Source organism: Sphingobacterium sp. MYb382, from assembly GCF_037572665.1.
In the GTDB taxonomy this organism is placed as follows: Bacteria; Bacteroidota; Bacteroidia; order Sphingobacteriales; family Sphingobacteriaceae; genus Sphingobacterium.
The window spans coordinates 463,914-476,304 of record NZ_JBBGZT010000024.1; the positions used below are offsets into that span (position 1 = coordinate 463,914).

The 12,391-nt window shown below is 41.9% G+C and carries 8 protein-coding genes; 4 read left to right on the top strand and 4 right to left on the bottom strand.

Features of this window, described 5'->3' with window-relative positions; all coding sequences use genetic code 11:
• Positions 1-7: 7 nt before the first annotated feature.
• Together WH223_RS12680 and WH223_RS12685 are read right to left on the bottom strand one after the other, a co-directional pair.
• A complete protein-coding gene (locus WH223_RS12680) occupies positions 8-3,103 on the bottom strand; it encodes a SusC/RagA family TonB-linked outer membrane protein (RefSeq protein ID WP_340048081.1) in 3,096 nt (1,031 codons plus the stop codon).
• A 15-nt stretch (positions 3,104-3,118) separates the two neighbouring features.
• A complete protein-coding gene (locus WH223_RS12685; RefSeq protein ID WP_340048082.1) occupies positions 3,119-4,090 on the bottom strand; it encodes a phosphatidylinositol-specific phospholipase C in 972 nt (323 codons plus the stop codon).
• A gap of 748 nt (positions 4,091-4,838) precedes the next feature.
• Here WH223_RS12685 and WH223_RS12690 point away from each other — a divergent pair.
• The 4 genes from WH223_RS12690 (at position 4,839) to WH223_RS12705 (ending at position 10,357) form a co-directional block, all read left to right on the top strand.
• On the top strand, positions 4,839-5,396 hold the full coding sequence (locus tag WH223_RS12690; protein ID WP_340048083.1) for an RNA polymerase sigma-70 factor: 558 nt from the start codon (positions 4,839-4,841) through the stop codon (positions 5,394-5,396).
• A 93-nt stretch (positions 5,397-5,489) separates the two neighbouring features.
• Entirely contained in the window at positions 5,490-6,461 is a 972-nt protein-coding gene (locus WH223_RS12695) for a FecR domain-containing protein (RefSeq protein WP_340048084.1), read from the top strand.
• A 117-nt stretch (positions 6,462-6,578) separates the two neighbouring features.
• Positions 6,579-9,170, top strand: coding sequence for a TonB-dependent siderophore receptor (locus tag WH223_RS12700; RefSeq protein ID WP_340048085.1), 2,592 nt, complete (start codon positions 6,579-6,581; stop codon positions 9,168-9,170).
• The gene (locus WH223_RS12705) at positions 9,140-10,357 is read left to right on the top strand and encodes a PepSY-associated TM helix domain-containing protein (RefSeq protein WP_340048086.1); all 1,218 of its coding nucleotides are present in this window, start codon (positions 9,140-9,142) and stop codon (positions 10,355-10,357) included. Before WH223_RS12700 ends, WH223_RS12705 begins: the two co-directional genes overlap by 31 nt.
• An 8-nt stretch (positions 10,358-10,365) precedes the next feature.
• Here the strand turns inward: WH223_RS12705 and WH223_RS12710 are convergent, their stop codons facing one another.
• Both WH223_RS12710 and WH223_RS12715 read right to left on the bottom strand, forming a co-directional pair.
• Positions 10,366-11,607 (bottom strand): DUF3748 domain-containing protein, encoded by a 1,242-nt coding sequence (locus WH223_RS12710; RefSeq protein ID WP_340048087.1) that lies wholly within the window; start codon positions 11,605-11,607, stop codon positions 10,366-10,368.
• A 21-nt stretch (positions 11,608-11,628) separates the two neighbouring features.
• Positions 11,629-12,363 carry a LytR/AlgR family response regulator transcription factor gene (locus WH223_RS12715; RefSeq protein WP_340048089.1) on the bottom strand — a complete coding sequence of 245 codons (735 nt, stop codon included), beginning with the start codon at positions 12,361-12,363 and terminating at the stop codon, positions 11,629-11,631.
• Between the last annotated feature and the right edge of the window lie 28 nt (positions 12,364-12,391).

Below are 12,391 nucleotides of genomic sequence, written 5' to 3' on the forward strand. Positions count from 1 at the left end.
TAAGCTGTTATAGTCCGATATTCAATCCAAAAATGAAAGACCTCGCTTGTGGGTATCTTCCTGAGTCCATTCCATACGTATCCATACCTACCTCTGGGTCAAACCCTGTGTATTTGGTGATGGTAAATACGTTGTTTCCTGTTGCATAAACGCGTACATTTTTCAACTTGATACGGTTTGTTACAGCTGCCGGAATGGTATAGCCTATCGTTAAATTTTTAAGACGTAAGTAAGAACCATTCTCTACATAGAAATCTGAAGTCTCATAGAAGTTACGGTTGTCATCACGTAGGTTTACGCGCGGTAAACTATTGCTGTGGTTTTCTGGTGTCCATGCATCCAACACACCTTCCAACATATTGTACTGCTGTCCAACACCTGCATTTAACGTGCTAAACTTCATGGCATTGAATAGTTTATTTCCTTGTACGCCTTGGAAGAATAAGTTCACATCGAAACCTTTATACGTTGCGTTGAAATTCACACCATAAGAGAATTTAGGGTATGCGTTACCTACAAATACGCGGTCGTTAGCATCGATTTTGCCGTCGCCATTGGCATCTTTAAAGCGGAAATCACCAGCTTTAGCATACGGCTGAATCAACTGTCCGTTTGCATTTTTATAAGCAGCAACTTCTTCAGCAGATTGGAAGATACCGTCTGTTTGTACCACTTTGTACGAGTAAAGCGACTGCCCTACTTCCACGACTACAGGGTTTAACATCTGGCGGTAGCTGATAGGCAATGCTTGACGCTGTAAGCCATCGGCTAATGATTTAACTTCGTTTTTCACGGTCGTGATACTTCCGCCAAAACCATACTGGAATGGGTTATTATTTTTAGATTGGTACTGTAGACCTAACTCAAAACCTCTATCTTGAACACTACCACCATTTACCGTTTGTGTTTTCAAACCTGTTGTTCCTGGCAATGGTAGGTCCATCAACATTTTGTTGGTATTTTTCACGAAGTAATCTCCGATTACCGACAAGCGGTTGTCTAAGAAGCCTAAGTCTAAACCTACGTTCGTTTGCTCAGACTCTGCCCATGTCAAGTTGCTACTTGCTCTTTTTGTTTCGGCAAGGTAAGATACACGTGCAGGCGCATTACCCATAAATATCTGTGCACGGTTCAACAGTGGGTTTACTGCTGAAGGGTCTAAACTACCTAAGTTTCCTAAACGTCCGTAGCTACCTCTTACTTTCAATTCAGAAAGCCAGTCAACCTCCTTCAAGAATTCTTCTTTCTTCACTGACCAAGCAGCAGAAACGGAACCGTAGTTTGCGAAACGATTTTGCTTAGCTACCAATGAACTACCGTCACGACGCCCAACTAAGGACAACATATACTTCTGCTTGAAGTTATAGTTGATACGTCCTAAGTAGGACACTAGCGTTGCGCCTTGGTAAGAATCGATAGGGTTTAAAACCTCGCTAGCATTTACCATGTAACGCATCTCTTTGGCTTCACTCACAAAACCTTGACCTGTCAATCCATTCTGACGAGTCGTAGTTTTCTGATAGTTAAAACCTGCCAAAGCGTCAAAGTGGTGGTCGCCTTTATCCATAGTATAGCTTAAGATTTGCTCAGCTAATATATCCGCAGAGCGTGTATTATTAACCTGCAATTTATTAGCGTTAGACGGTTTACCAATCTCAGGAACACGCGAAGTGAACTGTCTGAAATTGTTAAATCCTTGCGTCATGCTAAAGTTCGTACGGAATTTCAATCCTTTAGCTAGTTTCAACTCTACATATGGGTTTACCACTAAGCTGTACATCGGATTGTCGACATCCAAACGCTTTAAGTAAGCTACCGGGTTGATAATATCTCCGTAAGCACCAGGGCCATATTTCGCTGGAAGACCAGAGAAAGCGCCATTATCATCATACACAGGCACGTTTGATGGGTAGTAAATAGCCGAAACTAATGCGCCGGTGTAACCATCGCCCGTGAAAGCGCCATTACCATTATCATAGTTTAGGTATACATTTTCACCTAAAGTTAACCAAGGTTTGATTTCATGCTTCGCATTCAGACGGATATTGTAACGCTCATTGTAGGTATTCAACAAGATTCCTTCTCCCTTACGGTAGTTGAAACTCGAATAAATTGTCGAATGCTCATTACCACCATCCAACGCCAAACTATAATCTTGAATACGGCCATTTTGCATTACTTCATCAACCCAATTGGTACGTGTTATTTGTCCCTCAGGATAGATATCAGCATTGAAAGCATCGTTACGCTTCACGCCTGCATTATCAGCCGCTTGATTAGAAACTTGCGCACGTTGTGCTGCATTTAACGGTGTTGGCTTTTTCCATGCTGCTTGAAAACCTTGCTTCGCATCAGCAACGATACCTACTGGTGCTTTACGTCCCGACTTGGTCGTTACTAAAATTACACCACCAGAAGCTCGCGCTCCATAGATTGATGCAGCAGCATCTTTTAATACAGAAATAGACTCAATATCATTCGGATTTAACATCGGTACGCCCGAGTAAATCGAACCATCAATTACATATAAAGGGCTCTCGCCGTTTAGACCACCTAAACCACGGATGTTAATACGTGGCTTTGATGTAGGGTCACCACCTTCGTTTGTCACCACAACACCTGGAGCTTTACCCTGCAATACATCACCTAGGTTATTCATCGAGCGTGACGCTGCACGGTCTAAGCCTACACTAGCCACAGCTCCTGTCACTGTCGCACGACTCTGCTTACCATAACCAACAACAACAACTTCTGAAAGTGTGCGTGTGTCTACTTGTAAGGTGATATCATATACCAAACGGTCGTCAGCAACAACATCTTGCGAAAGAAAACCTACACTGCTAATGCGCACTTGGTCGCCAGCATGAGCAGGAAGTTGAAAAACACCGTCTTGGTCTGTCTGTACCGTCACACCCGACTTTACAAGCTGCACGGAAACACCCGCAATAACACGTCCGTTGGCATCTTTAACTTGCCCTTTAATAGGACGTTGGCTGTTTTGCACTTTCACACCTGCTACTAGCGATGTGTTTGCGTACAACGGACTGTTTACGCCCGCATGGCACAACAGCAACGCAGCTAGCCAAACATAATTCTTCTTCATGTGTAATTTATTATATTAAAAGTTGGTTTTGAAAATACGGTTCGACAAATCGCTGTGGATAAAGTCGGTTATGATAATGCCGAAACGACCTGATGGCTGTTGGCCGAAATAATTCATTAATCGTGGGTTGATATCGTTAGATACCGCCGGAATATTTGGAATAACCCATAGCGTCTTTTGGTAGCCACTAGAGAAATTCAAGTATAATACATTGGCGTTGGCAGCCGAATTTTTGCTTTCGTTCAACAACCCGCTGATAGCATTCCACTTCGTGTTATTATTGCTTACCTGATACGCATCTTGAACCTTTAACGTAGATTCTGGATTGTTAATGGTAAAACTGGTATCGTCTTGCCATCCGTTTGCCGCATTAATACCGATGGGTTGTGTTGTCCCAAATCGTCTTAAAAGCACAATCTTTCCGCGGGCTTCGCCCAATGTAGGAATGGTATTGCCCAAACGGAATAGACCAGCGTAGTCTTGGGTATACTTAAGGAAACGCTCCTCATAGGTCATGGTATTTCCACTTGGCGTATGCTCTTCTTTTACACTCATCACAATCGTTTCTGATGGATTGGCCTCCAAGAAAGTACGACAAGCAACTAAAACATCATCAAAATTCATGTTCTGATAAATAGCACCATGATGGATGGTGAAGCTATTTTCGAAGAAACGACAACGGATATCTAGAAAACGAACACCTGCATTTAGTTGCTCGGCAATGGTTAAGTTTTGGGTTTTAGCGGTTCCATAAACGGGCTCGAAGCGTGCTCCGGCGTCATGGGTTCCCGGAATGGTAATGGAGGAAAGTGAACGGTCATTTGCAAGGTACTGCATCCAGTCGTTGCCCGATGGATTGGCTTGCGCACCCGTGGCCTGGAGTTTCATCGCTTTGTTGGTAGCGATTTCGGAATCAAGCGGACTGAATTCGTTACGTTGACAAGAAACTGTTGTCAATGCAAATAACAGGTAGATAAATCTTTTCATTTGCTTTCTTTTTTAACCATCACAAATCTCCAAATTGCAATATTAGCTAGTGGTTAACTTTCCTTTAATGTTCTATAAAGTAGCCGCGCCTATGCTAGAAGTTTGCTGTTTATTTTTGGGCTTATGAAATAACTTCTCACGGTGTAGCTAACAAAAAAATAAGAGCAGAATTCCCATAGGCTGTAGATGATAAAACGTTTTATCAACAAACAGTTTAGTGAATTTATAGCGACTAAAAAGGTTTCTTAAAGATGTTTATGCGATGAGCAGTAGCGCGATTATATTGGTTTTACAAGCTATACTAAAGTAGAATATAGCATCTAGAATTAACTTCACATGAAGAATCCTACTCTTTACATGGAGTTAACATAGCTTATTATGTGTTAAGTTAATATGAAGGTTGAAGCGCCATGAAAAACAAAAAAAGAGAATTAGTTGTTCAAATATGTTACCCTTCTGGTGCTACATATAAAGCTTTTACTAAAAATAAAACAGGTATTTTCTATTCATTTTATAGGATATCCCTCGGGCGAGGATATCCAAGTTAGTCGTTCCAATCATTCAGTAATACACACTAAATAAAAGGCTTACACGAATATAACAAATTAAAAAAGAAATAACTAAACGATATGCATTCTTTCTGTTTATCCGTTCGACAAGCATTTCAAATATGTAAGCTTTCGCTTATTCTTATTTGGAATTGTTCCAAATAAATATTTACCTTTACGGGCTAAACACTTAAAACAAGGTGAAGAATCAGAAGCTAATCTTTCCGGATGAAGGTAACCCAAACTGGCTCAATGAGGAGCAGTTTGCGGAGATTTTCAATCAATATTGGAAGAAGATTCTCTCCTACTGCATTAGCTATACCCATGATAAAGAGCTTTCTTTGGAAATTGTTCAAGAAATTTTCTGCTCGCTATGGGAACGTAGAGCTAACCTAACGATTCACGTCAACATCGGTCATTATTTATTTCGTGCGGCGAAGCTTCAAATTGCAGCACATTACCGTACGCAACGTATTCGTACGGGCCATGATGTGCAACGTCAACATACTTTTGAAGAGAGTGAAAACACCACCGAAGAAAGTATTTATTTCAAAGAGCTTTATAGCTTTGTTCAACATAAAGTAGAAGCCCTTCCGCAACGATGCCAAGAGGTCTATACCATGAGCCGAAATAAAGGAATGACTATTCCTCAGATTGCACAATTGCTGGCTCTTTCCGAAAAAACAGTTGAGGCACACCTCAGCAAAGCGTTACGCACACTTCGCGAGAAAGTTCGCTTTTTTATCACCTCAAAATAAGTTCATTATCTTTTTTTATTAAAAAAATTAGTTTACCACTAAGGGTAAATGCTCCGCTATGCAACTATTTGTTGTAAAAGCGCCATATAGTCCATGAAGATAGATGCTAAACTCCTACAAAAATACGGTTCCGACTCTTGTACGGAGGAAGAAAAAATTGCTGTAGAGCAGTGGTTAGCGGCAGAGGAGCCTGACGTTCAAGAGGTAGAAGAGCTAACGGAGTTAGACGGTGCTTTTTTATGGAAAAACATTACCGAACAGGTTCAGCATTCAGGGGCAACATCTCCAAAACGTCATCGCTCGGCATCCCGTATTCTCGGTCTCCCTTGGGCTATAGCCGCATCCATACTATTAGCCATCTCTATTGGCAGTATTTGGTTTTTCCTGCAGCATGCAAACACGAAGCAGGAGACATCGCTAGCCATGAAAGAGATTCGTGTGCCTAAAGGCAAAAAAATGCGCATTGTACTGCCTGACCAAAGTATTGTACACTTAAATGCCGACAGTAAATTGAGCTACGGAGAACCTTTTATCGGTGATGAAGGAACGGGACGACTTGTTTCTTTACAAGGAGAAGGCTTCTTTGAAGTCGCTCACGACAGCCTACGTCCTTTTATCATTGAAACCGCATCTACACGAACGGAAGTGCTAGGAACGAAATTCAATTTACAGCAATATGCCAACGAGACAGCAGCGACGCTTCAGGTTACGCAAGGACGCGTACGCTTTTCTGACCGTACACAACACAACAATTTAATAGTAACGATTAATGAAGCGGCACTATTTAATGCTGGTCAACTAAGTAAAGAAACAATAGACGCCACACAGGTATCTTCATGGATGAACAATGTTATTCGCTTTCCCAATAATACCCTAGAGGAAGCAGCAACAATCATTGCACGCTGGTATAACGTAGACGTAAAGTTTGAAGATGACAGTTTGCGAAAGAAAAGAATAAAAGCAAGCTTCGATAATCCATCAATGGAAGAACTGCTGAAGGAAATCAATTACTTATTAAATATCAATGCTCACTATAGCGGGGGTATCGTGAAATTTAAAACTTAACCCTAATGTCTCCCTAAACAACAGATTTTAAATAAAAAATCCCGGTGTTCCGTCGCCAAACATCTCACCGGGGAAATTGAAACGATTTATTAACAATCACACAATTCATTCAAAAATATGAAATATTTAGCAGCCCGCTATTTGATTAGCGCCGCTTTTACCAAGAAAATTAACCTTTTCATCCTGTTCGCTTCTCTTAGCATCAGCGTATCCTATGCGCAAGAATCTGCTTTAGCTAAGAAAATAAACTTTTCCGCAGATAAGACTTCCATAGAACAGATTTTAAAACAGCTTGAAAAACAGTACCAGGTAGAATTTCAATATAGCTCTACAGCTCTGGATTTAGATAAAAAAGTTAGCGTCTCTTTCCGCGAGCTGAGCCTACAGAAAGTACTAGAAGAGCTTCTAGGCAACGCTGCACGTGGCCTTTCTGCGCAAGGGAATAGAGTAAAAATACAACCTTCAAAAGGTAAAGGACAAATTAAAGGAGAAGTTAAAACATCGGATGGTAAAGCAGCAAGCTTTGTCAACATTAACATATCCAATCAGTATCGTACACAGACGGATGAATTTGGCTTTTTCCAGCTCAATAATGTGGAAGCTGGCGCTCATGAGCTAACAGCTAGTTATGTAGGGCTACAAAGCAAGACGCAAAGCATCGTTATTAAAACGGGGGCTAGCAGCTCAGTTACGCTTATCCTAAATGAAGATGCCAACACCTTAAACGAAATCATCGTCAATGGTAAACAAGGCAATAAGTTTGCGACTAAAAATTCGGTGTACGTATCCAAAATGCCACTAACGGATTTGGAAAATCCACAGGTATACAACACCATCAACAGCAGTTTGATGAAAGAACAGCTAAGCACAAACTTAACGCAGGTATTAAACAATGTCACTGGTGCCGTAGCTAGCAATACTTCTCGTGGTGAGAATCAGCTTACGCTACGTGGTTTTACCGCATCTGTTGGTGCCCGCAATGGTATTCAGATGATGGCTGGTGGACGTACGGGTGTTGACCCTGTCAATATTGAGCGTATTGAAGTGCTGAAAGGCCCTTCTGCCACCTTATTTGGCAATACAGTATCTTCCTACGGTGGAGCTGTAAACATCATCACGAAAAAACCTTTTGAAACGGCTCAATCAGAAATAGCCTACACCGTTGGTAGCTGGGGATTAAACCGTATCACAGCGGATGTAAATAGTCCATTAACAGCGGATGGTAAAGTATTATTCCGCATCAATGCGGGAATGAACAAACAAAACTCCTTCCGTGAAACGGGACATAACAATACGTATACCATTGCGCCAAGCATCTTATATCGTGCAAGTGACCGATTGACTCTTTCCTTAGATATTGAGGCTTATCATGAGAACGTTATCCGTGCTTCATCCTACAATATCGATGCGCTAGGCATTAACAACGTGAAGCAAATTCCGCTAGGTTACCGCCAAACACTTTTTGGCGAGGACTTTGATGCCAACGCCGGTTCTTTCCGCACCTACTTTGATGCACAGTATAAATTGTCGGATAAATGGACTTCACAGACATCTATTTCCGTAAATTCTGAAGACTTAAAAATGAGTTACCAGAATGAGTCCACATTTATCAATCGGGATAGCATTCGTCGTGCCATGCGTGTCTTTGGTCCAATCAATACAACGATTACGAACCTACAGCATAACCTCCGTGGTGATGTCAATATAGGGCAAATACGCAATAGAATCGTATGGGGATTAGACTATACCCAAGAAAGTCAAGACCGCTATACGGCACGTGGCACCATCGATGAAATATCATTGTTAGAGCCTATTTATCATGTAACGCGTAAAATGGCTAATGATAAAATCGGACAGGCTTATGGATACAGTACTAAAGTAGACCGTTATGCTACGTACGCTTCTGATTTGATAAACTTCAGTGACCGTTTTATGTTCTTAGCAAGCTTACGTTTAGACCATTATGTCCGTAAAACAAGCGATGGGGGGAACGACTCTTACAAGCAGACTTCTGTAACGCCTAAATTTGGGTTAATCTACCAACCATGGAAAGAAACGGTAAGCCTATTTGCCAACTACATGAGTGGCTTTACCAATATGGGCCCCGTTGACCAGCCTGATGGAACTATCCTTGTTTTAAAGCCTGAATTTAGTACGCAGTGGGAAGGTGGTGTCAAGCTAAACTCGGCCAACGACCGCTACAAAGCGACCATCAGCTACTACAACATCAATGTGAAAGATGCCGTGCGCTCTGATGCCAGTTATACGTATTTCCAAGACGGCAAGCAGAAAAGTCAAGGTTTTGATATCAGCCTGCAAGCTCATCCTGTTGACGGCCTAAACATTATTGGTGGTTATGCCTACAACAAAAATAGATATACAGTTTTCGAAACAGGTGTAGAACGTGAAGTGACAGGAAATCCTGCAAATGTGGCTAATGTTTGGTTAAGCTATAAATTTCAGCCTTACTCGGTCCTAGAAAACGTTGGCTTTGGTGTGGGTGCAAACTATGTGGATAAAAGCTATTTCAACCAAGAAAACAGCATCATTGTTCCTTCATACACCCTGGTGAATGCTTCTATCTATTATGAGCGTCAAAAATGGCGTTTTGGCATCGCGTCTAACAACTTAACAAATCAAAAATATTGGAATTATGCAAATAGCCAACCTTTACGTCAATGGCTGTTAAGCACCTCATTCAAGTTCTAATGGGTAAATCTTTTACGAATTGGATGAAATTCACACATCGCTGGCTCGGTTTTATTACCGGGCTAGTGATTATTGTTAATCTTGTTCCAGCAGCAATCTTCGTTTTTGAGAAAGAAATTTCTGATTGGTATTACGCCAAGATTATGCTTGTTGAACCAAAGACCGCAGCGCCACTTCCATTATCCGCCTTACAACAAAAGGTACAACAATCTTTAAAGCCTGAAGAGGCCATCACCCATATCAATATCAAAAAGGAACCAAATAGAGCCTATCTTTTTGGTGTATATCAAGAAAATGAAGAGGGTGGCCTCTCCTACTTTGCGGAGTCCAAAGTCAACAAAGAAGTATGTATCAATCCCTATACGGGCGAAATATTAGGCGCACGCGACCTACGCACAGATTGGTTAAAAATTTGCGAAGCACTGCATCGAAGGATGCTCCTACATTATAGCTTTGAAGGCCATTGGGTTACTGCCTATATGACCTTAATTATTATATTCTCCTTATTGACAGGTCTAGTTTTATGGTACCCACGCAGCAAGGCGGCCGTGAAACAGCGCTTCACCTTTAAAAGAAATGCTAGTACACCACGTCGTGTTTACGACCTACATAATGTTGGGGGCTTTTACTTTTTAATTCCCGTCTTATTCTTATCAATTACAGGATTAATGTGGAGTTTCAACTGGTGGGCCGATGGCATGTTTCGCATCTTAGGTTCTAGCAAACAGGATATGGAGCCTAATTACACGGTGTGGCAAGTGGATACTACGACGACGAACAGCCTCCTCCCCTTAGACAAAATAGCACTACACAGCATCAGCAAGCGCGATTCGTGGATAAGCTTAGTGGTTTCCCTACCTTATGCACCTATCACTGAAAAAAGCCAATATTATGCTTTTCTACGTTTTAACGATGGTTCACTATGGGAAGAAAGTGACCAATACATTTACAACAATGCCGGTCTTTTGAAAAAAGAACTCCGTCATGAGGATAAAAGTAGGGGTATAAAATGGGACGACTCCAACTATGCTTTCCATACAGGAAGTATCTACGGAATGCCAACAAAATTACTCTTCTTCTTCGCTACATTATTTTGTATATCCTTACCAATAACAGGATTTATGATTTGGTATAAACGCAACTACGGGAAGAAGAAAAAAACAAAAAATAGGCGTATAAAGAAATAGTGGTTATTTTACGAGAGCTGAATAAGCTTAACCTGTAGATTAATGGCACCATCTCCTTCGACAAATTGGTTGAAGGCAATTTGCTTATCGCTACGGCTAAATACAGGAACACCTGCCAAGGAAAGGTCATCTGCAGCAAAGTGGGTTAACTGCTCTAGCTGACCATCGGCTAGCCTGTATATAAATACATTGTTTTGGGCGATGAAAGTTAGTTTGTCGCCCTTATAGCTTATGTTTATAGGGGAATCAATGGAGAAATCAAAAGCCGATATATAGGTGAAATCGCCCGAAAGGGCATCACACTGGACCAGCTGATTACGCTCCTGATTATCTTTGGCTAAGGCATATACATAACAGCCATCGGCACTTGCGCGCAACCAATGCCTTAAATTGGAAAGTCCTTTACTTGTTCGGGATAAACGACGCTGCTGAATACCTGCAGGAACTTTAGGCCGTTCTCCAACCTGCCCTACCGCATCTGCATCTCTTAGCACCGCCGCAACATCAATATCAACAAGAAAAATTTCCGTGATAAGCGCTCCCTCTGCATTTCGGGTATTGCCTTGGAAAGCGATGGTGTTTTTAGCACCAAGCCAACATTCATCGAAGGCTTTTTCAATTTCGTCGGACCCAAAAGCTGCCTGCGAAACTACTTCCGACACAATAGCACTATACATTTCTCCACTATTATTTCCTGGAACTTCGTCTACTAAAATGGGCTTTCCCGACGGTACCATCACCCCAACAACGCGAAGGTCAGCATCTACAAAAGCATCATTATACGTAAAACTCACCAATTCGCCACTAGCGCTCCACCCATGGGAATGGGTTCCTCCGCGAAGCGACCCTGGAGGATAAGGGGCCACGACGGCACGTGCATCAAGGTGAAATCCGTGCTGAGGTTTCTCCAAGTCAAGACACCAACCTATACGACGCGACATAGCATACGGCACCTCGGGGCTACAGCTTGCTAATCCTTTTATACAAACAACATGATGGCGATGCGGATGAAATGAAGCAGCTCCGACACCAGGCCCATACATAGTCTGATTAGCATTTCTGTACAGCACGCTTTCGGTCGACCTCGCTATTTGCACGACACCAATCTCGGCCGTTTCACCGATTTTGGTTTCATCATTACGCCCATCAAAAACAATATATGCATCGTCGGGCGAAAAGACATGCTGATGATGCAGGGTATGGCCAGCCTTGCTGGAAGTAAGGGTATGTATGGTTTTCGGTAAATTCATAGCGCAATCTAATAAAGATATCTATTGCCCCAACCACTGCTGAAAATCGGGAGATTTCTCTTCAGAAACAATGGCTACGCCATCCCCACCAGCGGTGGGACTTAACGTTAAACGGATGCGATTGCGGTTTAGTTTAACCATATCTACAATCGCAGAAATAGACACAATAAATTTTCGGTTGACTTTAAAATAGAGCGCCGGATCTAAACGGCTCGCTAAATTGCTGATGGTATCTTCCAGAATATATTGATCGCCGGAGTGCAAAATAGCGTATAGTAACTTGTCCTCCGCCATAAAATAAGCGATGCTATCTGTAGCGATAGATTTAAGGTGAATACCATATTTTACCAAGAAGCGATTTTTATATTTAGGAGTTTCTACCTCCACCTGCTCATCAACTAGCAGAGGTTTTATCCGCAGCAAGGCTTCTTGTAGCTCTTCTTCATCAAAAGGCTTAAGTAGATAAGCATACCCCTGATTACGAAAGGCTTCTAAAGCATAGTTGTCAAAAGCGGTGGTAAAAATAACCGGTACTTTGACGGCTACCTGATCAAAAATATGAAAACTCAGACCGTCCCCTAGGTGAATATCCATAAAGATAAGGTCCACTTTATGCTTGGACAACCAGTCGACAGCTTCACGCGTTGTCTTCACATGCGTAGCCTCAAAATCTAGCCAAGAGACGTCCAAAAGCATCTCCATAAGGCTATTTTTAGCCCAGTCTTCATCTTCAACAAGTAATATCTGCAAAGCCATCCGTCGGTGAAGGTAAAAAAAATCCCCG

Coding starts and splice junctions, on each gene's coding strand:
- WH223_RS12685 (WP_340048082.1), bottom strand. CDS start 4,090: ATGAAAAGATTTATCTACCTGTTATTTGCATTGACAACAGTTTCTTGT.
- WH223_RS12705 (WP_340048086.1), top strand. CDS start 9,140: ATGGCTGTTAAGCACCTCATTCAAGTTCTAATGGGTAAATCTTTTACG.
- WH223_RS12695 (WP_340048084.1), top strand. CDS start 5,490: ATGAAGATAGATGCTAAACTCCTACAAAAATACGGTTCCGACTCTTGT.
- WH223_RS12680 (WP_340048081.1), bottom strand. CDS start 3,103: ATGAAGAAGAATTATGTTTGGCTAGCTGCGTTGCTGTTGTGCCATGCG.
- WH223_RS12710 (WP_340048087.1), bottom strand. CDS start 11,607: ATGAATTTACCGAAAACCATACATACCCTTACTTCCAGCAAGGCTGGC.
- WH223_RS12700 (WP_340048085.1), top strand. CDS start 6,579: ATGAAATATTTAGCAGCCCGCTATTTGATTAGCGCCGCTTTTACCAAG.
- WH223_RS12715 (WP_340048089.1), bottom strand. CDS start 12,363: ATGGCTTTGCAGATATTACTTGTTGAAGATGAAGACTGGGCTAAAAAT.